The following is a 22,341-nucleotide window of genomic DNA, read 5'->3' on the forward strand; positions in this document are numbered from 1 at the left end:
CCCCTCACTTCGCCGACACCGGCGCGCCCTTAAACGCCTGCGACGGCAGCGAGGCCAGGGTGCGTACGATCATGGTGGCGGCAAACAGGCCCGAGACGAAGGCGCCGCCAAGAGTAAAGGCTGCGTCGGCGGCCAGCTCCGAATTCATGGCAAGTGCGGCGCCCTGGACGTAACGGGTGGCGAAGATGCCGAGGATGAGGGCGAAGGGCAGCCAGTCGCCTTTCTGGCGGATCAAGCCATTGGAGAGGATCTCGGCGGGGCGGCGGCGGGCGAGGGCCTGACCGATGAAGGCGCCGAGGCCGGCCCCGACCAGATAGGCGGCGAGCGAGACGAGCGTCAGCCCGCTTGCGGCAAGCCCGTAGACCGACAGGCCGAAGATCAGCGCCGGCATCACGGCCATGCGCCACAACGCGGTGTCGCGGTCGCGGCTCATGCTCCAGCCGGCCCACAGCGAATAGGCAAGCAGCGGCCAGACCCAAAGCGGCGTGCCGGCAACGATGTCAGTCAGGCCGGGGCCGCTTGACGCGGGAGCAGCAGTAACTGCCGGATTGTTAGCCGCCTCGGGCGAGCCGAATAGCACCGCATGCATCACCCGGCCGGGCATGAAGGTGAAGAAGCCGGCGATCACCAGGCCGCCGAAATAGACCATCTTCATGATACGCGCATGCTGCATGACCTTGCGCTGGCGGATCATCATGACTGCCTTGACCAGCCCGAACAGGGTGAGGATCGACAGCAGATGGATCGGGCTCCACGGCCCCCACATGCGGATTGTGTGGATGAAGAAGGACGACAACGCCACCACGAGCATCAGGCCGACCCAGATGCGGCCGCCGAGCTTGTGGAGCCGGTCGCCCTTGCGGCGGAACAGCACCATCGCGCCGAGCAAAAGCGCGGCGATGGCCGCATAGGCGTGGATCTGGATGACGGGTGAAGCCTGCAGCAGCGGTTGAAGGGTCATGTCGTCTCTGCCTATGTTGGAATTTAACCGTCGGCGAGCTATCACGGCCTGCCGTTGCCCCGGACAATGGCGAGCACTCGACAAGGCTTCAAACGTGCTTTCGCGAAAGGACGATCGAATTCGTGAGTGAAGGGCCGCTGCATTTCACGCTTCGCAGATTGCAGGCGATGGCGTTTTCCCCGCGCTTCTGGGCAACCATCCTGACGGTTGCGGTGATGCTCGGCGTGGTCGGGCCGTTCGGCACTTTTTCGCAGATGCCCTTCCTGCCGCGCATCGGCTACTGGCTGGCCGTGGCGCTGATGACCTATGTCATCGGCTACGTCGTGATCGGGCTGATCCTCGGTTACTACTTGCCCGGCCAAAGCTATCGCGGGGCGAGGATACTGTTCGCGGGCTTTGTGGCGGCTGTGCCGATCACGGCTTCAGTGGCGCTTCTCAACACCGCACTGTTTGCCGATCCGCATTGGGTCAATGGTGATCTGACTGCGCTGTTCATCAACGTGGCGCTGATTTCGTCCGGTATCTCGTTTCTCTACGATCTGATCCAGGGACGCGACGCGGAGGAAAAGGTCACAGCTTCGGCCGAGCCTGACGTGACCGCGGCTGCGCCCTCGCCGACCGTCGACACTACGCCGCTGGTGGCGCGACCGCAGCTGATAGAACGGCTGCCCACGACCGCACGCGGCAGGCTCACCTACATGTCGATGCAGGACCACTATGTGGATGTGCACACCGATCGCGGTTCGGCGCTGATCCTGCTCAGGCTAGCCGATGCCATGCGCGAGACCACCCCGGTGGCGGGAGTGCAGATCCATCGCTCGCACTGGGTGGCGCTGGACGCTGTGCAGGACACGCAGCGCAAGGACGGCAAGCTCTATGTGAAGATGAATGACGGAGCGCTGCTGCCCGTGAGCCGCGGTTTTCAGGCGGCGGCGCGAGAGGCGGGTATTTTCAAGATTTGAGGCGGGCTGGTGGTGCGTCCTTCGAGGCTCGCTTCGCTCGCACCTCAGGATGAGGACCGTCGGCTCCAACATCTCATCCTGAGGCGCGTGTCCAAAGCGCGACTTGCTTCACTCGCCCGTCAGTATGAGGATCGTCGGCACAAACCTCCCTCATCCTGAGGTGCGAGCCCAAAGGGCGAGCCTCGAAGGACGCACCATCAAACGGGTGGGATGGGCTCGGCAGGACCACCGCCCCCGCCACTCAACTCTCGACGAGTTCCTCGGATCTGTTTTCGCCCTTCGCGTCGGCCTTGTAGTTCTTTGCCAGCTTGCGCGTGGCCTTGCCCGGCTTGTCCTCGAAAAGTTCGCCTGCCTCGAGCAGCGACTGCTTGCGCAGGCGTTTTTCGGAGCGCTTGATGAGCCGCTCCAGGAACGCGATCTCCTTGCGGCTGCCGAGCTTTGCGCCTTCCTCGCCGAGCACCCTGCGCAACACGGCCAGGTCGTTGAGCTCACCCAGATGCTCGCCCAGCTGATCGATCGCCTTGCGGCGCGGCTTGACCGGGGGCGGCCAGAAATCGGCCACCAGCATCATGTGCATCCAGTGGGCTTTCACCGCCTTGCGCAGCTCGTGGAAGTTCTCCTCGGTGCGGTTCTTGGCAGCCACCGCCAGCGCCTTGGTTGCCTTGCGCATGGCCTTTTTCGAGCCATTGGCGAGCAGGTCCGACGCGCGCTGCGGCTTGTCCGGCAGCTTGAAGAAGGCCAGCGCCGCACGACCCCGCTCGCAGTTTGCGATCGCGACCTCGATGTCGATATGCAATCCCGTGTCCGGATGCAGCAGCACGTCGCGGCGCGAAACCAGCGCCTTGCGCACGCCCGCAACCTCGCCTGAGGACGTGTCCTCGGGGAATTCCTGGGCAAGACGGTCCACCGTCTCGATCAGCGCCGTCGCCTCCCGGCCACCCGCGAGCGAGTGAGCCACGTCGCGAAGGCGAGCGTTCTCAGCACGGAAATAGTCCTGATCGGCGCTGCGCACCAATCGATACAGGGCCCGCAACCGCTTGAGGTGCTTGCGGCATTCATGCAGCATGACTTCGGGCTCGGTGCGCGAGGCGGCGAGATCGTCCAGCGCCGCACCGACTTCTTCCGAGGCGATCCGCCTCACCTCCTCGGTAAGCGGCAGGTGCGGATCGATGCTGTAGTTCAAAGCATGTCTCCAGGTCGCTCCCGCAGCGCCATCGAGGCATTGTAGTAGGCGGCTTCGCCGGTAACCTCGCGCCCCAGCCAAGCCGGCAAGTCTTCGTCCGGCACGTCGTCGGGCGTTTCCAGTTCGGCGATCACGAGCCCCGAGTAGTCACCCTCGAAAACGTCTATCTCATAGATATGGTTGCGGTGGCGGACCTTGTGGCGGACCTTTTTAATCACGCGGCCGATGGCGAAGGCTCGCATTTCCTCGGCCTCGGCCATCGGGATCGGATATTCGAATTCTTCCCTCACCCGATCCTTGACGCCGAACTTCATGGTCAGGATCGCGATGCCCTGACGAAGGCGTACGCGCACGGAGCGGTCGGGTGCGGTTGCTAGGTAGAACTGCTGCATCGGCAGCACTTCGACGACGGCTTCGCGCCAGTCTTCACTCGCAACAAGGAACTTACGCTCGATCTCTTTAGCCATGACATAAGAATAAAGGCAGGATGGCCGAGGGGACAAGATCATTGACATTAATCAATCAATTGATTAAACTTTTCTCATGAAAATTGCGCCCGAAAACAAGACGGCATCCGGCGATCAGACGCGCATCGCGCTCGTTCATGCGGCGCTGCATCTGTTCGGCAGCAAGGGCTTCGACGGCACCTCGACGCGCGAGATCGCCGCGCTTGCCAAGGCCAATATCGGCTCCATCGCCTACCATTTCGGCGGCAAGGAAGGCCTGCGCCTCGGCGCTGCCGACTACATCGTCGAAACCATCCAGGGCCTCGCCAACCAGGCGCTTTCGGACTTCGTGCCCATTAGTGAGCCGGCTGACACGGCTGAAGCCGCGCAGCGGCAGCTTCACGCGGCCCTCGACCGCATGGTCCATTTCATCGTGGCTCGGCCGGAGGCAGGCGAGATCGTGCAGTTCATGCTGCGCGAGCTTGCCCACCCCACCGCCGCGCTGGACCGTATATATGGCGGCGTGTTCGAGCCGCTGCACCGGCGGCTCTGCGCCATATGGGAAGCCGCCACCGGCGAGCCGGCCGAGGCTGACAGCACCAAGCTCACCGTCTTCACCGTCATCGGCCAGGTCATCTATTTCCGCATCGGCCAGGAGGCGGTCAAGCGCCGAATGGGCTGGGCCGCGATCGGTTCGGTCGAGGCCGACGCGGTCGCAGCCATCACCGGGCGTAATCTCGATGCCATACTCGCCTCCCGAAAGTCACACAGTCAATGAGCCTGCTCTGCACTATTCCATTCGTCGCCTCGCTACTGACCGCTTGTGGTACCCAGCCTCTGGCGGTGGGCTACGTGGAGGGCGACTTCGTCCAGCTGGCACCGATCGAAGTGACGCAGGTACGCTCCATCGCGGTGGCGCGCGGCGACCGCGTCGAGCCGGGCAAGCCGCTCGCGCTGACCGAGGACACAGACGCCAGGATCATGGTGGCGCAGGCGGAAGCCGCGCTCGCCCAGGCGAAGGCCCAGCTTGCCGACCTGCTGGTCGGCCGCCGGCCGGAAGAAATCGCGGTGCTGGAGGCTTCCGTCCGCACCGCAAAGGCGCAGGCGGCTGAGGCGCAGCGTAACTTCGGCCGCACGCGCGACCTGAACAAGCACGGCTTCGCCACCCAGGCCCAGCTCGATGACACGACCACACAGGTCGAGGTCTCGCAGGCGGCAATCGGCCAAAGCGAGGCCAATTTGGCGGTCGGCCGCCTGCCCGCACGATCCGAGGCGATCAACGCCGCGCAGAACGCCGTTAAGGTCGCGCAGACGGTGCTCGACCAGGCGCGCTGGCGCCTTTCCAAGCGCGCTATCGAAGCACCGGCGCCGGGCCGCGTGACCGACATCATCCGCAATCCCGGAGACGTCGCCGGGCCTTCCGCGCCGATCATCACCATGCTGCCGGATGGCGCTGTGAAGCTGAAGGTCTACATCCCGCAGGAAAGTTTTTCGGCGGTGACGGTGGGTTCGCTGCTCAACGTGCGCTGCGATGGCTGCGCCCCCGGCATCAAGGCGCGGGTGAGCTATGTTTCGCCCGATCCGGAATTCACGCCGCCCGTCATCTATTCGCTCGAGACCCGGCAGAAGCTGGTCTTTCTGGTCGAGGCACACCCGGTCGATCCCAATTCGCCGCTGCAGCCGGGCCAGATCGTCGATGTCGATCTGACGAGCGAGTAAGGCCGAAGGACTGCCGGCCATGCCGAACACCACCTTTTTCGACCGCATTGCGCTTCTTGTACGAGGCGGCGCGCGATGAACGCCATCGACGTCAGAGGCCTGGTCAAGCGCTTCGGCAGTGCAACGGCCGTTGACCATGTCAGCATGAGCGTGGCCAGGGGCGAGATCGTCGGCTTCCTGGGGCCGAACGGCTCGGGCAAGACCACGACCATCCGCATGATGTGCGGGCTTCTGACCCCCGACGCGGGCGAAGGCCAGGTGCTGGGCTACGACCTCCGCACCGAGGGCCTGAAGATCAAGCGCGAAGTCGGCTACATGACGCAGCGCTTCTCCTTCTACGAAGACCTGACGATTGCCGAAAACCTCGAATTCGTCGCCCGGCTCTATCGGCTGAAACCGGTGAAGGAGCATGTCGGGCGCACGCTGGAAGAGCTTGGCCTGACCTCGCGCGGCAACCAGCTGGCCGGCACGCTTTCGGGCGGCTGGAAGCAGCGGCTGGCGCTGGCCGCCTGCATCATGCACAAGCCCAAACTCCTGCTACTCGACGAGCCCACCGCCGGCGTCGACCCCAAGGCGCGGCGCGAATTCTGGGACGAGATCCATCGCCTCGCCGATGACGGGCTGACGGTGCTGGTCTCGACCCATTACATGGACGAAGCCGAGCGCTGCCACCGCATCAGCTACATCTCCTACGGGAAGCTTCTGGCCACCGGCACTGTGAACGAGGTGATCGCCCGCGCGGGGCTGACCACCTTCGTGGTCACCGGCCCGTATCTGGGCGAAGTGGCGCGCGTGCTCGAAGGCCAGCCCGGCGTCGACCAGGTGGCGCCCTTCGGCGCGACGCTGCATGTCGTGGGCTCCAGCCGCGCCAAGCTGGAGACCGCACTGGAAAGCATCAGAAACCGCGAGGGCGTGGAAGTGCAGGCCGGCGAGACCAGCCTCGAGGATGTGTTCATCCAGTTCATGGCCGGCGCGAAGGACAACATGAAATGAACGGCCTGTTCTCCATCAGCCGCCTCGGCGCCATGCTGATGAAGGAATTCATCCAGATGCGGCGCGACCGCGTTACCTTCGCGATGATGCTGATCGTTCCGCTGATGCAGCTGATGCTGTTCGGCTTTGCCATCAACAACGACCCCAAGCGGCTGCCATCGGCGCTTGTGACGCTGAGCAACGATCCCTACACCCGCGCCATGGTGTCGGCGCTTGAGACGACCGGCTACTACCGCTTCGACCATATCGTGCATAGCGCGGCGGAGGCCGAGGCGCTGATTTCCGACGGCACGGTATCCTTCGTCGTCACCATTCCCTCCGATTTCGAGCGGCGGGTCGACAGCGGCAACAACCCGCAGATCCTGATCGAGGCCGACGCCACAGACCCTTCGGTGGCCTCCGGCGCGATATCGACATTAAGCACCGTGGCGAGCCAGGCATTGCTACGCGCGAAAGGCATGCAGATGCAGGCGGCCAGCGACGCCAGAAGCCAGCTGCAGGTGGTGGTGCACCGGCGCTACAATCCCGAAGGCATCTCGCAATACAATATCGTGCCCGGCCTGCTGGGCGTCATCCTGCAGATGACCATGGTGATGATGACTGCCATGGCGCTGACGCGCGAGACCGAGCGCGGCACGATGGAAAACCTTCTGGCGATGCCGGCGACGCCCTCCGAGATCATGCTGGGCAAGGTGCTGCCCTATCTGGTGGTCGGCGCGGTGCAGATGGTGGTGGTGCTGGTGGCGGCCAAGCTGCTGTTCGGCGTGCCTTTCGTCGGCTCGCTGACGCTTTTGATGTCGAGCGTGCTGATCTTCGTGCTGTCGCTGGTGCTGCTCGGCTACTCGATCTCGACTGCCTCGCGCACGCAGATGCAGGCCATGCAGCTGACCTTCTTTTTCTTCCTGCCGTCGATCATGCTGTCGGGCTTCATGTTCCCTTATCGGGGCATGCCGGACTGGGCGCAGTATCTGGGCGAGATCTTTCCCCTCACGCATTTCCTGCGCATCGTGCGCGGCGTGATGCTGAAGGGCGCCGACTTCCAGGCAATCGCCAGCGAGGTTATGGCGCTCGTGTTGTTCGTGGTCCTGTTTGCGGCAATGGCGCTGTTGCGGTTCCGGCGCACGCTGGACTGACCTTGCGCGGCAGGGCTGGACTGCTACCCTCGCGGAAAACCGGCCCAGGGATCCAGACCAGATGCGTCTCGATTCAAAATCCGCTTGCCTGCTCGCGGTCTTGCTTGTGGCCGCGATGCTCTCCGGTCGCCCGGCTGTGGCGGATGATGCCGACGCGCTCTACCGCGCGACCGTGGTGGTCAGCGGGCAAGGCGAGGAACGCCGGGCTCTGGGTTTTGCGCTTTGTCTGAAGGACGTTCTTGCCAGGGTATCGGGCGACCAGCGCCTTGCGGACAGCGAAAGGGTGAACCGGCTGGCAGCAGAGGCGGGATCATATGTAACCGGCTTCGGCTATCGCGACCGACTTGCCGGCAGGCCGCTGCATGACGAACAAGGCAGCTACGACAGGCCGCACGACCTGACCTGTGACTTCGACCGGACGAAGATCGACGCACTGCTCGGCGCGCTCGGCAGCAAGCCTTGGCCGGCACCGCGCCCGCGCGTCGTATTGCTGGTTCGGGTCAGTGACATGAAAGGCAGGGGCTTCACACTGGCGAACGACAGCAGCGGCCCGCAGGATCAGGATATGCGCGGCTCGCTGGAAGCGGCGTCCAAGCGTTTCGCCCTCCCCTTCCTTCTGCCCGAACAGGCCGCTCTTGCGGCAGAAGGGCAGGATGTGGGCACACTGCCCAAGACCGAGCTTGCCGACCTCGCTGGCATCGCAGGCGATGACACGGTGGTCGCGGGGACGCTCGCGTGGAGCGACAAGGCGCTGGGCTGGGTAGCCGACTGGCGCCTTCCGGTTGGAGGCAAGACTTATGAGTGGCATGCGCGCGGGGTTGGCTACGACGATGCTTTCCGCAATGTCGTCGCCGGCGCCGCACAAATCCTCTCCGGCAACGGCCAACCGGCTGATCTCGTGAAGTGATCGGCTGTTTTTGAGCGCTACCGAGCGTCGGCGCTCAAGTTCAACTCATGGTTTGGTGGTGCGTCCTTCGAGGCTCGCGTCGCTCGCACCTCAGGATGAGGACTGTTGGCGCAAGCCCCATTCGTGAGGACTGTTGGCGCAAGCTCCGTTCGTCAGGACTGCCGACGCAAGCCTCGCTCGTGAGGACCGTCAGCGCAAACCTCCCTCATCCTGAGGTGCTCGCCCATTAGGCGAGCCTCGAAGGACGCACCGAAACAGCCTACGGTCAAACCTTGGCGCCGCCTGTATCAGCCCAACAGCACGCGCTGGCGCTTCTTGCCGCCGGCCTTGCGCCAGGAATTGAGGCGGTGGGTGGCGGCGGCGAAGGAAATCTTCATCGTCTGCGCCACCGAATAGCGGCTTTTGCCCTCGTCGAACATGCGATAGCAGCATTCGACGCCGTCGGCCGTCAGCTTGCCGTCTGTTGTCTTGTTACGCGGATCGGCCGGGTCGAATTTTTGTGCCGGCGGCTGCAGCATGCCCTTGAGGCGCAGGAGATCGGCTTCAATGCTGGCGACGAGCTCAAGCACGGGCTTGGGGTCGAAAGGCGGTTGCTTGGCTGACATCGGACCATCTTTCATCTATAGGTTTAGTTTTGCCTATATAGGTGAAGATTAGCCTATAACAAGACCAGCGCCTCGCGCATTCTCTCCTGCCACATTGCGACAGCATGCCCATTGACCTCACCACGGCCGCGGCATAGTTTAGAATCATTCTAAACTAGTGGATTCTACTCATGCTTTCCCGTGTTCTGGGCCTTGGCCGACGCTCCTTCGAATCCCTGTCCGAACAGGAAATCCTAGCCCTTGCGATCTCCTCGGAAGAGGACGACGCGCGCATCTTCCGCGCCTATGCCGACGGCCTTGCCGAGCAGTATCCGGAATCGGCCAAGGTGTTCGAGGAAATGGCCGAAGAGGAAGACGGCCACCGCGCGGCGCTGATCGACATGCACCGCAAGCGCTTCGGCGACCGCATTCCGCTCATCCGGCGCGAGCATGTGCGCGGCTACTACGAGCGCAAGCCCGACTGGCTGGTGCGCCCGCTCGGCCTCGATAAGGTGCGCGCCATGGCCGAACAGATGGAGGAGCAGGCCTACCGCTTCTACATCGAGGCAGCCAAGCGCACCTCCGATGCCTCAACGCGCAAGCTGCTGGGCGACCTTGCCGCGGCCGAAAAGACCCATGAATCGATGGCCGTGCGGCTCGGCCACGAGCACCTGACCAGCGATGTCCGCGCCGAGGAGGAAGCCACCGAGCGCAAGCAGTTCATCCTCACCATGGTGCAGCCGGGCCTTGCCGGCCTGATGGACGGCTCGGTCTCGACGCTGGCGCCGATCTTCGCTGCCGCCTTCGCCACCCAGGACACCTGGCAGACTTTCCTCGTCGGCCTCTCGGCCTCGGTGGGCGCCGGCATTTCCATGGGCTTTACGGAAGCCGCGCATGACGATGGCAAGATTTCTGGGCGCGGCTCGCCACTGATCCGCGGGCTTGCCTGCGGCGTCATGACGACGCTGGGCGGATTGGGGCACACCCTGCCCTACCTGATCCGCGACTTCTGGACCGCCACGTCCGTCGCCGCCATCGTGGTGTTCTTCGAGCTGTGGGCGATCGTCTTCATCCAGAACCGCTACATGGAAACGCCCTGGATGCGCGCCACCTTCCAGGTGGTGCTGGGCGGCGCGCTGGTGCTGGCAGCCGGCGTGCTGATCGGCAGTTCGTAAGAGATCGAAGATGGCTCAGCCGTGCACTGCACGGCTGTCCGCTGGCGCCGCCTTGCGGTCTTGCGCGCCATAGTCGCGCAAGACCTGGGCGACGCGCAGCCTGTAGCCAGAAAGCACGCCACCGCGCCCCGCCTTTTGCGCCTGCCGATGCTCTTCGGTGTTGCGCCATGCCGCAACCGCCTGCTCGTCGCGCCAGAACGACAGCGACAGCAGCCGCGCCGGATCGGACAAGCTCTGGAACCGCTCGATCGAGAGAAATCCATCGACGCCGTCGAGCAGCGGGCGCAGGTCGGCCGCAAGGCCAAGATAGGCATCGCGGCGACCTTCGGCGGGCGTGACCTCGAAGATGACGGCGATCATGGCCGCACCAGCGGCGCATGCGGCAGCGATACATTTTTCAGGAAGATGCGGTCCTCGCGCCGGATGAACTTTTTCTCCTGCGCGAAGAGAAAGTTTTCGCGGCCGAGCGGATCGGCCATCAGTCTCGCCCGGTATGCCTCATAGGCAGCAAGGCTGTCGATGTTATAGGCGGCATAGGCCGTGGTGGCCGAGCCTTCATGCGGGGCGAAGTATCCGATCAGCTCGGCGCCGCAGCGCGGGATCGCCTGCCCCCAGTTGCGCGCATAATGCTCGAAATCGGCTTTGCCGGTCGGCTCGATCTCGTAGCGGATGAAGCAGGTGATGGTCATGATCGTCTCCTTGTTTCCAGTGACGGCAATGCTTCGATCCAGATCGAAACATCCGCCGGGATTTCCTGTCAGGCTGGCTCAGCGCCGCCAGAACGGCTTGGCGCATTCGCGTTCGACCTCGCGGGGAGAAATGCCGATGTCGCGCAATATGTGGTCGTCCAGGTCGGCAAGGTCCTGCCGCTGCTGCCAGCGGTCGTACCAGTTGCCGAGCCCGATCAGGACCTTGCGCGACATCGTGCGCAAGCCTTCGCCGGCGATGGCAGCCCGGGTGGTTTCAGCGATGTCTTTCTCGGTTGTCATGCAGGGGAGAATAGCCCTTGCTGGACAACAATGCTTCGATTAGCATCGAACTATGCGAAACGGACCCGACATAGCGCGCATAGCCAATCTGGTGGGCGACCCCGCCCGCGCCAACATGCTGACGGCGCTGATGGACGGCGGCGCGCTGACGGCAAGCGAGCTGGCGCTGGAAGCGGGCGTGACCGTGCAGACGGCAAGCTCGCACCTCTCCAAGCTGATGGAAGGCGGCCTGCTGTCGCTCGCCGCGCAGGGCCGCCACCGCTATTACGGCCTCGCCAATGCGCAGGTGGCCTCGATGCTGGAATCGATCATGGGCGTGGCGGAGGCCTCCGGGCCGCAGCGCGTGCGCCCCGGCCCGCGCGACGCCAGCATGCGCGAGGCGCGCATCTGCTACGACCATCTGGCCGGCGACCAGGCGGTGGCCATGCTCGACGGTTTTCTGGCCCGCAACATCCTGGCGCGCGACGGCGAGCGCATTGCCATGGGCGAAGCCGGCCCCTCCTTCTTCCGCGCGATCGGGATCGAACCCGATGCGCTGAAGAAGTCACGCCGGCCGCTCTGCCGCGCCTGCCTGGACTGGAGCGTGCGCCGCTCGCATCTCGCGGGCTCTCTGGGTGCTGCGATCTTCGACAAGATCATTGCGGAGAAATGGGCGCGGCGCGAGGCGAACAGCCGCGCGGTGGTGTTCTCGCCGACCGGCCGCCGCGCCTTCGAAAAGACCTTCCTGGCCTGATCGCGCGGCGACGGCCGCGTTCGCGCTGGAAATACGAGTCGCCCGTGCTGCGCGGGCCTTTGTTTTGCCGCTATTTCCGTGACATTCCCGTCACAGTCGTCGCCTATGGTCGCGACCGCCGGAGAAAGACCCCGAAAGTTCCGCTTTTCCGCCATGATTCGTGGCTCTTTCAGGCGAAGATTAACAACGCGTTCACCGACTATTCACGACCACCCCCTATGATGGTCCACATGCGGAAGGGGCTTTCCGACGGACCGGGACTTTGACGACAATGACACTGTTGAATCGCATCACCACCTACGCGATCGCGCTGCGCGAATTCATCGCTCCGACATATCGTCCGGAACGACACTACATGCGCGGCCCCGGCCCTGCCTGCGAGCGTCGTCGCAGCACGACGACTGCCACGCCTAAAAATCGCGCCACCGCGCTCGATGCGCGGCCGTCCTTTCAGTGATAAGCCCCATCACACAAGCTAACCGCCACGAGCGGGCCGCCGGCCGCGCTCGTCGGCATGCAAGTCCGGTCGCTATCGGCCGCGGCTAAAACCTCGCTCGCGCCGTCACGGCAGCGAGCCCGGCGACCCTCTGCCTCGAAGTCCTCCCAAGACTGCCGCGCGACCGGCCCTTGCCGAAGTCGCGCGGCCGGCAGAAGATTTTCTCGACCAATTGTCGAAAACGGGCGATGCCGCGCGACATACGTCCGGCACGCGATGAGGCGTGCCGGAATGTTGAGGAGATACCCATGCGTTACATGCTGCTGATCTATGTCGATGAAGCCTCTGCACGGGCGAACCCCGAGCGGGTGAAGGCGGTCAGCCCCGCCTATGTCACCTATAGCGATGCCATGCAGGAAGCCGGCATTCTGCTCGGCGGCCAGCGCTTGCGGCCGACGGCGGACGCCACCACGGTGCGCACCAGATCGGGCAAGACCGAAGTGCTCGAAGGCCCGTATGCCGAAACCCGCGAACAGCTTGGCGGCTACTACATGATCGAGGCGCCGGACCTCGACGCGGCAATCGCCTGGGCGGCGCGCTGCCCCGGTGCCGAACACGGCACGGTCGAGGTGCGGCCGCTGTGGGAGATGTAGGCGAGCCGATGGCCGACACGATGGCCATTGCGCGGGCGGCAGCCGAAACCGCCGCCCGCCAAAGCTACGGCAAGCTCGTTGCCTTTCTCGCCGCGCGCACCCGCGACGTGGCGGGGGCGGAGGACGCCCTGGCCGACGCCTTCGCCGCAGCGTTGGAGCGCTGGCCGACTGAGGGCGTGCCGGCAAGGCCCGAAGCCTGGCTGCTGACGGTGGCGCGCCGGCGCAGCATCGACCAGATGCGCCGGCGGCAGACCGGCGTCGCGGCCGAGGACCACCTGCGCCTGATGGCCGATGAGGTCGAGGCGCAGGCAGCAAGCGAAGGTCTGCCGGACGAGCGGCTTCGCCTGATGTTCACTTGCGCCCATCCGGCCATCGAAGCCGGCATGCGCGCGCCTTTGATGTTGCAGACCATCCTCGGCCTCGATGCCGCTACCATCGCCTCCGCCTTCCTGGTGCCGCCGGCCACCATGGGGCAGCGGCTGGTGCGCGCGAAGAGCCGCATCCGCCAGGCGGGCATCCCGTTCCGCGTGCCTGAGCGCGAGGAACTCGACGGGCGCCTCGATGCGGTGCTCGAAGCGATCTATGCGGCCTATGCCGAAGGCTGGACCGATCCGAACGGCTCGGAAAGCCGCCGCCGGGGCCTTGCCGACGAAGCCATCTGGCTTGGCCGGCTGGTCGTGTCGCTGATGCCACAAGAGCCGGAGGCGTTGGGCCTTCTGGCGTTGATGCTGTTTGCGGATTCCCGCCGCCATGCCCGGCGCAGTCCTTACGGCGATTTCGTGCCGCTCGTCGAGCAGGACACGGCACTTTGGGACACCGCCATGATCGGCGAGGCCGAAACACTTCTGCAGAGTGCTGCGCGCATGGGCAAGGTCGGTCGCTACCAGCTGGAAGCGGCGATACAATCGGCGCATGCGGCTCGCCTCGATCTAGGCGCCACCGACTGGACGGCTATCGCCAGCCTCTACGCGGCGCTCGGCGCCCTCACCCGCTCGCCGGTGGTCGCAGTCAACCACGCCGTCGCCCTGGCACTGGCCGGGCGCGCTGACGAGGCGCTACGCATGCTCGAAGGGGTCGCGGACGACCAGCGGCTCGCCGAATACCAGCCCTATTGGGCCGCCCGCGCGGAAGTTCTGGAACGCCTCGGCGACCGGACCGCCGCCGCTGCCGCCTGTCACCGCGCCATCGGTCTCGAACCCGATCCAGCGGTGAGACGGTTCCTGCAGGCCAAGCTGGCCACGCTTACCGCCGAGTGATAGCGGCAGGCCTGCCTGCCGCTATCGGCGCTCGCTCACCACATTTCGTGGGCGCCGTTCAGCTCTACGATCACCGGATGCTGCCGCAGCGCGGCGCAGACCCGCTCGATATTCGGCCAGGCCTCGCGCGCCCTTTGGGGCTCGGGGTGCCAGCAATAGAGCATCAGCAGATAGACATCGGCCAGCGACAGGCGGTCGCCCGCCAGCCAATCGCGGCCGTCGAGCGCGCCATCGACAATGCCCAGCCCGCGGTCGATCTCCGCCACGGCGGCATCCTCCACGGCGACCTTGCCGTCGGGATCGGCGGTATAGCGCGGCGCATAGTAGCGGCGCAGGATGGCGGGATAGAGCGTGGACGACATGAACGCCATCCAGCGCAGGAAATCGGCACGTGCCTCTTCGCCTAGACCGGGAGCCAAGCCCGCTTCGGGGTGACGCTCGCCCAGCAGGATGCAGATGGCCGCGGATTCGGTCATCGTGCCGCCCTCGGGCAGCGCCAGCGCCGGCACCTGGCCGAGCGGGCTGACCTTCAGGAACTGCGGATCGCCGGCCTCCGACTTGGCCACATTGACCCGTTCATAGGGCACATTGGCGAGCGCAAATGCCGCTTCGGCCACAAAGCCGCCGCTGCCGGGACGCGTATAAAGTCTGTACATGAAGTCCTCCCCACCGGCCTATCGCCGGTTGGGGAGATTTGACAACAAAAGACCGGCCACTCAACCGGGTTAGCCTCTCGCCACACCGGTTTTTTCGGCGATCCAGGAGTTGCGGCTTAACCGCCAAGTCCTTCGAACAGCGCCGTCGAGAGGTAGCGCTCGGCAAAGTCGGGAATGACCACGACGATATTCTTGCCGGCGTTTTCCGGCCGTGCACCGACGATGCTCGCCGCATGCAGCGCCGCGCCGGAGGAGATGCCGACCGGCACGCCTTCGAGCTGGGCCAGCAGGCGCGAGGCAGCAAATGCGTCCTCGTTGGTGACGCGCACGATCTCGTCATAGATCGAGGTGTCGAGCACCTTCGGCGCAAAGCCCGCGCCGATGCCCTGGATCTTGTGCGGACCCGGCTGGCCGCCGGACAGAACCGGCGAGGCTTCCGGCTCGACGGCCACGACCTTCACGTCGGGCTTGCGCTGCTTCAGCACCTGGCCGACGCCGGTGATGGTGCCGCCGGTGCCGATGCCGGAAATCAGGATATCCACTTCGCCACGGGTGTCGTTCCAGATTTCCTCGGCCGTCGTGCGGCGATGCACTTCCGGGTTGGCCGGGTTTTCGAACTGCTGCGGAATGACCGCACCGGGAATGGAAGCGGCCAGTTCGTCGGCCTTGGCGATGGCGCCCTTCATGCCCTTGGCGCCCTCGGTCAGCACCAGTTCAGCACCCAGCAGCGCCAGCATCTTGCGGCGCTCGATCGACATGGTCTCGGGCATGGTGAGGATGAGGCGGTAGCCCTTGGCGGCGGCGGTGAAGGCGAGCGCAATGCCGGTATTGCCCGAGGTCGGCTCGATCAGCGTGGTCTTGCCAGGCGTGATCTTGCCCGCCGCTTCAAGCGTCTCGATCATGGCCACGCCGATGCGGTCCTTGACGCTGGCGATCGGGTTGAAGAATTCGAGCTTGGCGATGAGATTGGCGACGATGCCCTTCTCCTTGGCGAACTTGTCGAGCCGGACCAGAGGCGTGTCGCCGATCGTCTCGGTGATCGAGCCGTAGATACGGCCACGGCCGGGCGCGCGCGTGTCGAGAGCGGGCTTGTTCATTATTGCTGCTCCAATCGTATTGCCTGAAACTGATGGATGCCGTTGTTTGGACGCATGATCCCCTCCGAAAAGCTGCAACCTTTCGGGACCATGCTCTAAGCATAGGGCGCTTGCCGAAAAAACCGAGCGGCAGGCATACAGAAATGCCCGTCGCAACAGATTTTTGTTCTCAATTCTATTTCAGAAATAGAATTCCATACCGGATATCGGCAGATCAGCGTGCTGCTATCGCTGCCGCCGCGCCGGCCATGAAGGCCGCCGCCGTGCGGTTCAGCGCCTTCAAGGCGCGCGGCGTCTTGAGCAGCCAGCGCGCCTTGGCGGCGAGCGCCAGATAGGGCACGAGCACGAGAAGCAGCACCGTCACCGTGACGCCGGCGAGAACCGCATAGTCGAAAAGCGTGATGGTGCGCAGGTCGACCAGCGTCGGCGTCAGCGCGAGATAGAAGATCATCGTCTTGGGGTTGCCCAGCGTGACGGTGAGCCCCGACAGGAAGGCCGAAAACAGGCCGCCCTTGCCGCGGCGCGCCTCGATATTCTCGGGCGTGATGCCGCTCCGCCAGAAGGTCCAGGCGAGATAGGCAAGATAGCCAACACCCAGCCACTTGATGACCAGGAACACCTCGCCAAAAGCCTGCGCCACCAGCGCGAGCCCCAGAACGGTCGCCGTCAGATAGGTGAGATCGCCCACGACGAGGCCGAGCGACATGGCCAGCGCCGAGCGAAAGCCCGAACCGAGCGCCCGGGCGATCAGTGCGGTCAGCCCCGGACCGGGAATGGCGGCGGCAACGGCAAGCGCGCCGGCATAGGCGAGAAATCCAGCAAAGGTCATGGGAACAGTGGCTCGTGAGCGGTCAGACAAAGGGTGCCAAGACAATCGCACGCCTGCCGGCCGTTGCAAATGGGCCAGCGTCAAAACTTCGCGCAGTGCCAAGGCCCCGGTGCGAGATCAAATAATCCGGAACCGGGAAGATGCGCCGCCTTTCAGCGTTATGCCCTTTGTCGAGGCGTAGCGGAACGACAATGCTTCGCAATCGGGACACTTCCTACGGGCTGGTGGCGATCACGATCCACTGGACGATCGCAGCGCTTTTTGTCGGCCAGATGCTGCTCGGCCTTGCGCCGCGATGGACGCACAGCATGGCGCTGCAATTCACGCTCATCCAATGGCACAAATCCTTCGGCTTCCTCATTCTGGCGCTGGCCGCACTCCGGCTGGCTTGGGCGCTTCTCAACAAATGGCCGCGCCGCCCGGTCGCCATCGAAAGGGGCGAATGGCTGGCTGCCAAGACCGTGCAAGGCTCGCTCTATGCGCTGATGCTGGTGGTGCCGCTGACCGGCTGGGCGCTGGTTTCCACCTCCACGCTCGATGTGCCGAGCTTCGCCTTCAACATGGTCGTCATTCCCGACCTGCCGATGGCGAGATCGGAGGCGACCGAAGACTTCTGGCGTGTGACGCACCAATGGCTGGCGTATGCTACCGCAGTGATCGCCACCGGGCACATGCTGGCGGCGCTGAGACATGAATTCTGGCTGGGCGACGGCGTGTTGAAACGCATGTGGCCAGCGCGGAGGGATGAGCGAAGCGGGGACCAGACCAAACGGCGGCACACTGCCGCCAGGAGGTAAGCATGTCCTATAGAACTACCAATTCCATATCGAGTGCCGGGCTTGCGCTGGCGCTTTTCTGCTTCACGGGTGCGGTGCAGGCCGACCCGCTTGCGGAGGCGGCAGGCGAGTATCGCATCGAACCGTCCTCGCATATCGGCTTTCGCGTGGAGAAGGTCGGCAGAGGCTACCTCGCCGGCGACTTCAGCAAGTTCCGTGGAAACTTCCGCATCGATGGGCACGACGTCGGCAGGTCGAATGTCGACTTCGTCGTTATGCCGGCCAGCGTGAGAACCGGCGAGGCGAGAATGGAGAATTTTCTGCGTTCGGATGCCCTTTTCGACGTGGACGCCTATCCGGAAATCGTGTTCCGCTCCACCAGCGTGCGGCAGACGGGGCCTGACAGCGCCATCATCGAAGGTGACCTGACCGCCCATGGCAGGACGAACAAGGCAGCATTCGTCGCCACCGTCGGCCAGCGCAGCGGCCGCGACATCAGCTTCCACGTGCAGGGCAGCATTTCGCGCTCCGACTACGGGATGGATGCCGGCCAGTCGATCTATTCGAACCAGGTGGAATTTGACATGCAGTTGCAGGGGAGCCGCGGCTAGCCCCTAGGCCTTGCCGCCGGCCGTATCAAACCCCGCATCGAGCTTCTTCTCGAGCTCGACCAGATCGTCCGGCAGCGGCATGCCCATCGCACGAAATTCGTTGAGCTTTTCGCGAAGACGCTCCTGAACCTCATGAGCGTCTTGCGGCTGGTCGACCATCTGCTGCATCAGGAAGCCGATCTGTGCCTTGAGTTCTTCCAGTGCCATCCCGGCCTCCTGAAATCGTTGGGTCGTCAGCGTCTCACACGCCCGCCGTGAAACTCTGCGTCGCCCGTTTGCTGGCTGTCGGGTTGGGCTCGATCACCTTGCGATAGAGGTGCCATGTGGCATGACCCAGGATCGGGATGACCACCGCCAGCCCGGCGAAGAACGGGATGGAGCCGAGCACCAGGCAGACCGCGACGATCAAACCCCAATACAGCATCGGCAGCGGGTTGGTCATGACCGAACGCGCCGAGGCCTCCACGGCAGCCACCACGCCGACGTCGCGGTCGAGCAACAGCGGAAATGCGATGACCGTGGTGGCGAGCGCGACGACGGCGAATGCAAGCCCGATCAAATTGCCCCAGATGATCAGCTGATGCCCCTGCTGGGTGTAGAAGACCTCATGCAGCAACAGGCTCATCGAGGCAGGAGCCGCCGGCCCGAAGAGAGAGACATAGAGCGCCTTGGCAACCAGCAGCCAGCCGATGAAGAGCGCGAAAAGCCAGATGCCGACGACCGCGATGGACGGCAGCGCCGACGAATGGCGGACATCGAAGGCATGGCGCCAGGACGTATCGATGCCGTGTTCGCGCCGGCGGCTGATCTCATAAAGGCCGAGCGCGGCGATCGGCCCAAGCAGGGCAAAGCCCGACATCAGCGGAAACAGCAGTGGCAGGGCATTGTTGCCCGAGGTCCACGAGATCAGGAAAACGCCGACGATCGGATAGATCAGGCACAGAAAGACGTAATGCGACGGCTTTTCCCAAAAATCCTCCGCGCCCTCGCGGAACGCGGCGTTGACATCGGAAAAGTGGATCTTGCGTATCGCCACCCGGTTATAGCCCTCGGTAGCGCCTGCCATGACATGAAAGCCCGCCATTGCCGTTCCTCCACAGTTGGACACGGCCGTCGGAAAGCATCCTGGCGCACGAGAAAGCCGCCACGACGAACCGCGACCCGCACACGCCGATCATACTCAATCGGGCGGGGCTTGTCGCCTCACGAACGTTTCAAGGATCGCGGGGGTTCCGTTATCAGCGGACCAGGCGGGAGATGAGCTGGGCGGTGTAGTCGACCATCGGCACGATGCGTGCATAGTTCAGCCGGGTCGGCCCAATCACGCCGAGCGCGCCGATGACGCGAGCATCCTTGTCGCGATAGGGCGCGACCACCAACGAGGAGCCCGACAGCGAAAACAGCTTGTTCTCCGAGCCGATGAAGATGCGCACGCCCGACCCCGCCTCGGCGAGATCGAGAAGCTGGACCATGCTCTCCTGCGTCTCCAGGTCCTCGAACAGATGCTTGAGCAGATCGATGTCGGCCTGGGCGGTGAGGTTTTCCAGAAGATTGGCGCGGCCGCGCACGATGAGGCGCACCGGCAGACCGCTTTCCGCGCCGGCCCAGACTGCAAGGCCCTGCTCCACCAGTTCCTGCGACAGCGTGTCGAGCGCGGCCTGCGTTTCCAGCTTGCGGCGCCCGATCTCGGCCTTGGCCTCGACCAGCGTGAGGCCACGGACATGGGCGGTGAGATAGTTCGACGCCTCGATGAGTTGCGAGGCGGTGACGCCGGCGGGCAGCTCCACTACCCGGTTTTCCACGTCGCCGTTCTGCGAGACCATGATGGCGAGCGCCCGACCCGGATCGAGCTGGATGAACTCAATGTGCTTCAGCGGCACTTCGTTCTTGGCCGCCAGAACCAGGCCCGCCCCGCGCGACAGGCCCGACAGCATCTGGCTGGCATCGATGAGCATTTGCTCCAGCGTGGCGCCGGTGCCGGCGGCCTTGAGCTGGGTCTCGATGGTGCGGCGCTCGTCCTCGGCGAGGTCGCCGATCTCCATGAAGGCGTCGACGAAGAAGCGCAGGCCCTGCTGCGTAGGCAGGCGGCCGGCCGAGATGTGCGGCGCATAGATGAGCCCGAGCTGCTCGAGGTCGCTCATGACGTTGCGCACGGTCGCCGCCGACAGCGTGGCCGGCATCATACGCGACAGATTACGCGAGCCCACGGGCTCGCCGTCGCGAAGATAAGACTCGACGATGCGGCGGAAAATCTCGCGCGAGCGCATATCAAGTGAGTGCAATATCGGATCCGGCATTGGCTTCGTCATCGATTCAACAAACCTCCGGAATCAAGATATAGATTCACATGGGCCTAACACAACCTCGGCAAGCTGCCCGGTTTTCCTTTGCGCCGGGGCTTGCATGGGGCTACAAGCCGCCTCGAATCCAGCTCTCGTACGGAAAGAACCGCATGCGCCCCTCCAAACGCCAACCCGACGAAATGCGCGCCATCTCGTTCGAGCGCAATGTTTCCAAGCACGCCGAAGGCTCCTGCCTGGTCAAGTTCGGCGACACGCATGTCCTGTGCACGGCAAGCCTTGAGGAAAAGGTGCCGGGCTGGATGCGCAACACCGGCAAGGGTTGGGTGACGGCCGAATACGGCATGCTGCCGCGCGCCACCGGCGATCGCATGCGCCGCGAGGCGGCCGCCGGCAAGCAGGGCGGACGCACGCTGGAAATCCAGCGGCTGATCGGCCGCTCGCTGCGCGCCGTGGTCGACATGCAAGCGCTGGGCGAAGTGCAGATCACGGTGGACTGCGACGTGCTGCAGGCCGATGGCGGCACGCGCACCGCAGCCATCACCGGCGGCTGGGTGGCGTTGCACGACTGCCTGCGCTGGATGGAAGCCCGCCAGATGGTTTCGGTCTCCAAGGCTCTCAAGGACCACGTCGCGGCAATCTCCTGCGGCATCTATGAGGGCCAGCCGGTGATCGACCTCGACTATCTGGAAGACTCCGCGGCCGGCACCGACGCCAATTTCGTCATGACCGGCAAGGGCGGCATCGTCGAGATCCAGGGCACGGCCGAGGGCGCGCCCTTCACCGAAGAAGAATTCGCCAATCTGATGGCGCTGGCCAAGAAGGGTATTTCGCGGCTGGTGAGCCTGCAGCAGATGGCGGTGGCCTGAGCCAGCGATGCGCCCCTCCGCCATCCTCGAAAGCGCCCTCTACGTCGACGACCTCGACGCGGCAGAGGCGTTCTACGGCGATGTGATGGGGCTGGAGCGCATTGCCAAGGTGCCGGGCCGGCACGTCTTCTTCCGCTGCGGGCAAGGCGTGCTGCTGCTGTTCAACGCGGACGCCACCCGTCACCCGCCGGCGCCGGACGCGAAACTTCCGGTGCCGCCGCATGGCACGGTTGGCCAGGGGCACCTCTGCTTTTCCGGCACCGCCGATGAAGTTGCGCAGTGGAAGGCCCATCTGGAGGCCAAGAGCATCGCCATCGAAGCCGATTTCGAATGGCCGAGCGGTGGCCGTTCCATCTATTTTCGCGATCCTTCCGGCAATTCGCTGGAGATCGCCGAACCACGTATCTGGGGTATCTGAATGCGCATTCTGACCGAACGGGAAATCGTCGTCGCCAGCCACAATGAAGGCAAGCTGCGTGAATTTGCGGATCTGATGGCGCCGTTCGGCTTCAAGGCGAAGTCGGCCAAGGAGTTCGGCCTGCCCGAGCCCGACGAGACCGGCACCACCTTCGAGGAAAACGCGGCCATCAAGGCGCTGGCTGCCGCCACCGCCACCGGCCTGCCGGCGCTTTCCGACGATTCCGGCCTCTGCGTCGATGCGCTCGACGGCCAGCCCGGTGTCTATACCGCCAACTGGGCCGAAAAGGCCGACGGCAGCCGCGACTTCGGCATGGCCATGCAGCGCACGGAAGATGCCATGAACGAGGTGGGGGCCCACTCGTCCGACAAGCGAAGCGGCCGCTTCGTGGCCGTCATCTGCGTTGCCTGGCCGGACGGGCACACCGAATATTTCCGCGGCGAGGCCGAGGGCCAGCTGGTCTGGCCGCCGCGCGGCGAAAAGGGCTTTGGCTACGATCCGGTCTTCCTGCCGGAAGGCTTCGAAAAGACCTTCGGCGAAATGACCGCCGATGAAAAGCACGGCTGGAAGCCGGGCCAGGAAACGGCGCTGTCGCACCGCGCCCGCGCCTTCCAGAAATTTGCCCGCGCCATGCTCGGCGCGGCCTAAGGACACT

The 22,341-nt window shown here is 64.5% G+C and carries 29 protein-coding genes; 16 read left to right on the plus strand and 13 right to left on the minus strand.

Features of this window, described 5'->3' with window-relative positions; translation table 11 throughout:
• Window positions 1-4 precede the first annotated feature (4 nt).
• Window positions 5-961 carry a DUF6622 family protein gene (locus M2281_RS05910; RefSeq protein WP_280820149.1) on the minus strand — a complete coding sequence of 319 codons (957 nt, stop codon included), beginning with the start codon at window positions 959-961 and terminating at the stop codon, window positions 5-7.
• Between the two features lie 122 nt (window positions 962-1,083).
• On the opposite strand from M2281_RS05910, the gene M2281_RS05915 reads away from it, so the two are divergent.
• Window positions 1,084-1,923 (plus strand): LytTR family DNA-binding domain-containing protein, encoded by an 840-nt coding sequence (locus M2281_RS05915; protein ID WP_280820150.1) that lies wholly within the window; start codon window positions 1,084-1,086, stop codon window positions 1,921-1,923.
• A gap of 241 nt (window positions 1,924-2,164) precedes the next feature.
• On the opposite strand, the gene M2281_RS05920 is transcribed toward M2281_RS05915, so the two are convergent.
• Both M2281_RS05920 and M2281_RS05925 read right to left on the minus strand, forming a co-directional pair.
• On the minus strand, window positions 2,165-3,106 hold the full coding sequence (locus tag M2281_RS05920; RefSeq protein ID WP_280820151.1) for a CHAD domain-containing protein: 942 nt from the start codon (window positions 3,104-3,106) through the stop codon (window positions 2,165-2,167).
• Window positions 3,103-3,573 (minus strand): CYTH domain-containing protein, encoded by a 471-nt coding sequence (locus M2281_RS05925; RefSeq protein ID WP_280820152.1) that lies wholly within the window; start codon window positions 3,571-3,573, stop codon window positions 3,103-3,105. The genes M2281_RS05920 and M2281_RS05925 overlap by 4 nt, the downstream gene beginning before the upstream one ends.
• A 76-nt stretch (window positions 3,574-3,649) precedes the next feature.
• Here M2281_RS05925 and M2281_RS05930 point away from each other — a divergent pair, with 76 nt between their 5' ends.
• The 5 genes from M2281_RS05930 (at window position 3,650) to M2281_RS05950 (ending at window position 8,304) form a co-directional block, all read left to right on the plus strand.
• A complete protein-coding gene (locus M2281_RS05930; RefSeq protein WP_280820153.1) occupies window positions 3,650-4,330 on the plus strand; it encodes a CerR family C-terminal domain-containing protein in 681 nt (226 codons plus the stop codon).
• Entirely contained in the window at window positions 4,327-5,271 is a 945-nt protein-coding gene (locus tag M2281_RS05935) for an HlyD family secretion protein (RefSeq protein ID WP_280820154.1), read from the plus strand. Before M2281_RS05930 ends, M2281_RS05935 begins: the two co-directional genes overlap by 4 nt.
• A gap of 75 nt (window positions 5,272-5,346) precedes the next feature.
• The gene (locus M2281_RS05940) at window positions 5,347-6,264 is read left to right on the plus strand and encodes an ABC transporter ATP-binding protein (RefSeq protein WP_280820155.1); all 918 of its coding nucleotides are present in this window, start codon (window positions 5,347-5,349) and stop codon (window positions 6,262-6,264) included.
• Window positions 6,261-7,397 carry an ABC transporter permease gene (locus M2281_RS05945; RefSeq protein WP_280820156.1) on the plus strand — a complete coding sequence of 379 codons (1,137 nt, stop codon included), beginning with the start codon at window positions 6,261-6,263 and terminating at the stop codon, window positions 7,395-7,397. Before M2281_RS05940 ends, M2281_RS05945 begins: the two co-directional genes overlap by 4 nt.
• A gap of 61 nt (window positions 7,398-7,458) precedes the next feature.
• A complete protein-coding gene (locus M2281_RS05950) occupies window positions 7,459-8,304 on the plus strand; it encodes a DUF2066 domain-containing protein (protein WP_280820157.1) in 846 nt (281 codons plus the stop codon).
• A 287-nt stretch (window positions 8,305-8,591) separates the two neighbouring features.
• Here the strand turns inward: M2281_RS05950 and M2281_RS05955 are convergent, their stop codons facing one another.
• Window positions 8,592-8,909: a hypothetical protein gene (locus tag M2281_RS05955; RefSeq protein ID WP_280820158.1), complete on the minus strand. Its 318-nt coding sequence runs from the start codon at window positions 8,907-8,909 to the stop codon at window positions 8,592-8,594.
• A gap of 170 nt (window positions 8,910-9,079) precedes the next feature.
• Here M2281_RS05955 and mbfA point away from each other — a divergent pair, with 170 nt between their 5' ends.
• Entirely contained in the window at window positions 9,080-10,063 is a 984-nt protein-coding gene (mbfA, locus tag M2281_RS05960) for an iron exporter MbfA (protein ID WP_280820159.1), read from the plus strand.
• A gap of 15 nt (window positions 10,064-10,078) precedes the next feature.
• Here mbfA and M2281_RS05965 read toward each other — a convergent pair whose 3' ends face one another.
• The 3 genes from M2281_RS05965 to M2281_RS05975 form a co-directional block, all read right to left on the minus strand.
• Window positions 10,079-10,423 carry an antibiotic biosynthesis monooxygenase family protein gene (locus M2281_RS05965; protein WP_280820160.1) on the minus strand — a complete coding sequence of 115 codons (345 nt, stop codon included), beginning with the start codon at window positions 10,421-10,423 and terminating at the stop codon, window positions 10,079-10,081.
• Window positions 10,420-10,752, minus strand: a complete 333-nt coding sequence (locus tag M2281_RS05970) for an NIPSNAP family protein (protein ID WP_280820161.1) — start codon at window positions 10,750-10,752, stop codon at window positions 10,420-10,422. The genes M2281_RS05965 and M2281_RS05970 overlap by 4 nt, the downstream gene beginning before the upstream one ends.
• A gap of 78 nt (window positions 10,753-10,830) precedes the next feature.
• A complete protein-coding gene (locus tag M2281_RS05975) occupies window positions 10,831-11,052 on the minus strand; it encodes a DUF1127 domain-containing protein (RefSeq protein ID WP_280820162.1) in 222 nt (73 codons plus the stop codon).
• Between the two features lie 52 nt (window positions 11,053-11,104).
• Between M2281_RS05975 and M2281_RS05980 the strand changes: the two genes are divergently transcribed.
• The 4 genes from M2281_RS05980 (at window position 11,105) to M2281_RS05995 (ending at window position 14,130) form a co-directional block, all read left to right on the plus strand.
• Window positions 11,105-11,785, plus strand: coding sequence for an ArsR/SmtB family transcription factor (locus M2281_RS05980; RefSeq protein WP_280820163.1), 681 nt, complete (start codon window positions 11,105-11,107; stop codon window positions 11,783-11,785).
• Between the two features lie 271 nt (window positions 11,786-12,056).
• Window positions 12,057-12,242, plus strand: coding sequence for a hypothetical protein (locus M2281_RS05985; RefSeq protein WP_280820164.1), 186 nt, complete (start codon window positions 12,057-12,059; stop codon window positions 12,240-12,242).
• A gap of 287 nt (window positions 12,243-12,529) precedes the next feature.
• On the plus strand, window positions 12,530-12,874 hold the full coding sequence (locus M2281_RS05990) for a YciI family protein (RefSeq protein ID WP_280820165.1): 345 nt from the start codon (window positions 12,530-12,532) through the stop codon (window positions 12,872-12,874).
• An 8-nt stretch (window positions 12,875-12,882) separates the two neighbouring features.
• A complete protein-coding gene (locus tag M2281_RS05995; RefSeq protein ID WP_280820166.1) occupies window positions 12,883-14,130 on the plus strand; it encodes an RNA polymerase sigma factor in 1,248 nt (415 codons plus the stop codon).
• A gap of 35 nt (window positions 14,131-14,165) precedes the next feature.
• On the opposite strand, the gene M2281_RS06000 is transcribed toward M2281_RS05995, so the two are convergent.
• The 3 genes from M2281_RS06000 to M2281_RS06010 form a co-directional block, all read right to left on the minus strand.
• Window positions 14,166-14,786, minus strand: coding sequence for a glutathione S-transferase family protein (locus tag M2281_RS06000; protein WP_280820167.1), 621 nt, complete (start codon window positions 14,784-14,786; stop codon window positions 14,166-14,168).
• Between the two features lie 116 nt (window positions 14,787-14,902).
• A complete protein-coding gene (gene cysK, locus M2281_RS06005; protein ID WP_280820168.1) occupies window positions 14,903-15,883 on the minus strand; it encodes a cysteine synthase A in 981 nt (326 codons plus the stop codon).
• 214 nt (window positions 15,884-16,097) lie between these two features.
• Window positions 16,098-16,712 (minus strand): LysE family translocator, encoded by a 615-nt coding sequence (locus tag M2281_RS06010; protein WP_280820169.1) that lies wholly within the window; start codon window positions 16,710-16,712, stop codon window positions 16,098-16,100.
• Between the two features lie 191 nt (window positions 16,713-16,903).
• On the opposite strand from M2281_RS06010, the gene M2281_RS06015 reads away from it, so the two are divergent.
• Together M2281_RS06015 and M2281_RS06020 are read left to right on the plus strand one after the other, a co-directional pair.
• Complete coding sequence (locus M2281_RS06015; protein WP_280820170.1) at window positions 16,904-17,509, plus strand: cytochrome b; 606 nt, start codon at window positions 16,904-16,906, stop codon at window positions 17,507-17,509.
• 2 nt (window positions 17,510-17,511) lie between these two features.
• Entirely contained in the window at window positions 17,512-18,099 is a 588-nt protein-coding gene (locus M2281_RS06020) for a YceI family protein (RefSeq protein ID WP_280820171.1), read from the plus strand.
• Window positions 18,100-18,102: 3 nt separating this feature from the next.
• On the opposite strand, the gene M2281_RS06025 is transcribed toward M2281_RS06020, so the two are convergent.
• The 3 genes from M2281_RS06025 to hrcA form a co-directional block, all read right to left on the minus strand.
• A complete protein-coding gene (locus M2281_RS06025; RefSeq protein ID WP_280820172.1) occupies window positions 18,103-18,306 on the minus strand; it encodes a hypothetical protein in 204 nt (67 codons plus the stop codon).
• A 34-nt stretch (window positions 18,307-18,340) separates the two neighbouring features.
• On the minus strand, window positions 18,341-19,183 hold the full coding sequence (locus M2281_RS06030) for a DUF2189 domain-containing protein (RefSeq protein ID WP_280820173.1): 843 nt from the start codon (window positions 19,181-19,183) through the stop codon (window positions 18,341-18,343).
• Between the two features lie 154 nt (window positions 19,184-19,337).
• Window positions 19,338-20,408, minus strand: a complete 1,071-nt coding sequence (hrcA, locus tag M2281_RS06035; RefSeq protein ID WP_280820174.1) for a heat-inducible transcriptional repressor HrcA — start codon at window positions 20,406-20,408, stop codon at window positions 19,338-19,340.
• 143 nt (window positions 20,409-20,551) lie between these two features.
• Between hrcA and rph the strand changes: the two genes are divergently transcribed.
• From rph to rdgB, 3 genes are read left to right on the plus strand one after another with little or no spacing between them, the layout of a single operon-like run.
• Window positions 20,552-21,268, plus strand: coding sequence for a ribonuclease PH (gene rph, locus M2281_RS06040; protein ID WP_280820175.1), 717 nt, complete (start codon window positions 20,552-20,554; stop codon window positions 21,266-21,268).
• 7 nt (window positions 21,269-21,275) lie between these two features.
• Window positions 21,276-21,686: a VOC family protein gene (locus tag M2281_RS06045; protein WP_280820176.1), complete on the plus strand. Its 411-nt coding sequence runs from the start codon at window positions 21,276-21,278 to the stop codon at window positions 21,684-21,686.
• A complete protein-coding gene (gene rdgB / locus M2281_RS06050) occupies window positions 21,687-22,334 on the plus strand; it encodes an RdgB/HAM1 family non-canonical purine NTP pyrophosphatase (RefSeq protein WP_280820177.1) in 648 nt (215 codons plus the stop codon).
• The last annotated feature ends 7 nt before the right edge of the window (window positions 22,335-22,341 follow it).

The organism is Pseudaminobacter soli (ex Li et al. 2025) (assembly GCF_029892515.1).
Classification (GTDB): Bacteria; Pseudomonadota; Alphaproteobacteria; order Rhizobiales; family Rhizobiaceae; genus Pseudaminobacter; species Pseudaminobacter soli_A.

What these genes read in the sequence shown, in the direction of transcription:
- M2281_RS06045 (WP_280820176.1), top strand. Translation starts at nt 21,276, where the DNA reads ATGCGCCCCTCCGCCATCCTCGAAAGCGCCCTCTACGTCGACGACCTC.
- M2281_RS05955 (WP_280820158.1), bottom strand. Translation starts at nt 8,909, where the DNA reads ATGTCAGCCAAGCAACCGCCTTTCGACCCCAAGCCCGTGCTTGAGCTC.
- M2281_RS05910 (WP_280820149.1), bottom strand. Translation starts at nt 961, where the DNA reads ATGACCCTTCAACCGCTGCTGCAGGCTTCACCCGTCATCCAGATCCAC.
- cysK (WP_280820168.1), bottom strand. Translation starts at nt 15,883, where the DNA reads ATGAACAAGCCCGCTCTCGACACGCGCGCGCCCGGCCGTGGCCGTATC.
- M2281_RS05995 (WP_280820166.1), top strand. Translation starts at nt 12,883, where the DNA reads ATGGCCGACACGATGGCCATTGCGCGGGCGGCAGCCGAAACCGCCGCC.
- M2281_RS05970 (WP_280820161.1), bottom strand. Translation starts at nt 10,752, where the DNA reads ATGACCATCACCTGCTTCATCCGCTACGAGATCGAGCCGACCGGCAAA.
- M2281_RS05930 (WP_280820153.1), top strand. Translation starts at nt 3,650, where the DNA reads ATGAAAATTGCGCCCGAAAACAAGACGGCATCCGGCGATCAGACGCGC.
- M2281_RS05950 (WP_280820157.1), top strand. Translation starts at nt 7,459, where the DNA reads ATGCGTCTCGATTCAAAATCCGCTTGCCTGCTCGCGGTCTTGCTTGTG.
- M2281_RS05935 (WP_280820154.1), top strand. Translation starts at nt 4,327, where the DNA reads ATGAGCCTGCTCTGCACTATTCCATTCGTCGCCTCGCTACTGACCGCT.
- M2281_RS06015 (WP_280820170.1), top strand. Translation starts at nt 16,904, where the DNA reads ATGCTTCGCAATCGGGACACTTCCTACGGGCTGGTGGCGATCACGATC.
- M2281_RS06020 (WP_280820171.1), top strand. Translation starts at nt 17,512, where the DNA reads ATGTCCTATAGAACTACCAATTCCATATCGAGTGCCGGGCTTGCGCTG.
- M2281_RS05945 (WP_280820156.1), top strand. Translation starts at nt 6,261, where the DNA reads ATGAACGGCCTGTTCTCCATCAGCCGCCTCGGCGCCATGCTGATGAAG.
- M2281_RS06000 (WP_280820167.1), bottom strand. Translation starts at nt 14,786, where the DNA reads ATGTACAGACTTTATACGCGTCCCGGCAGCGGCGGCTTTGTGGCCGAA.
- mbfA (WP_280820159.1), top strand. Translation starts at nt 9,080, where the DNA reads ATGCTTTCCCGTGTTCTGGGCCTTGGCCGACGCTCCTTCGAATCCCTG.
- rph (WP_280820175.1), top strand. Translation starts at nt 20,552, where the DNA reads ATGCGCCCCTCCAAACGCCAACCCGACGAAATGCGCGCCATCTCGTTC.
- M2281_RS05925 (WP_280820152.1), bottom strand. Translation starts at nt 3,573, where the DNA reads ATGGCTAAAGAGATCGAGCGTAAGTTCCTTGTTGCGAGTGAAGACTGG.
- M2281_RS05965 (WP_280820160.1), bottom strand. Translation starts at nt 10,423, where the DNA reads ATGATCGCCGTCATCTTCGAGGTCACGCCCGCCGAAGGTCGCCGCGAT.
- M2281_RS06030 (WP_280820173.1), bottom strand. Translation starts at nt 19,183, where the DNA reads ATGGCGGGCTTTCATGTCATGGCAGGCGCTACCGAGGGCTATAACCGG.
- M2281_RS06010 (WP_280820169.1), bottom strand. Translation starts at nt 16,712, where the DNA reads ATGACCTTTGCTGGATTTCTCGCCTATGCCGGCGCGCTTGCCGTTGCC.
- hrcA (WP_280820174.1), bottom strand. Translation starts at nt 20,408, where the DNA reads ATGACGAAGCCAATGCCGGATCCGATATTGCACTCACTTGATATGCGC.
- M2281_RS05940 (WP_280820155.1), top strand. Translation starts at nt 5,347, where the DNA reads ATGAACGCCATCGACGTCAGAGGCCTGGTCAAGCGCTTCGGCAGTGCA.
- M2281_RS05985 (WP_280820164.1), top strand. Translation starts at nt 12,057, where the DNA reads ATGACACTGTTGAATCGCATCACCACCTACGCGATCGCGCTGCGCGAA.
- rdgB (WP_280820177.1), top strand. Translation starts at nt 21,687, where the DNA reads ATGCGCATTCTGACCGAACGGGAAATCGTCGTCGCCAGCCACAATGAA.
- M2281_RS05990 (WP_280820165.1), top strand. Translation starts at nt 12,530, where the DNA reads ATGCGTTACATGCTGCTGATCTATGTCGATGAAGCCTCTGCACGGGCG.
- M2281_RS05980 (WP_280820163.1), top strand. Translation starts at nt 11,105, where the DNA reads ATGCGAAACGGACCCGACATAGCGCGCATAGCCAATCTGGTGGGCGAC.
- M2281_RS06025 (WP_280820172.1), bottom strand. Translation starts at nt 18,306, where the DNA reads ATGGCACTGGAAGAACTCAAGGCACAGATCGGCTTCCTGATGCAGCAG.
- M2281_RS05975 (WP_280820162.1), bottom strand. Translation starts at nt 11,052, where the DNA reads ATGACAACCGAGAAAGACATCGCTGAAACCACCCGGGCTGCCATCGCC.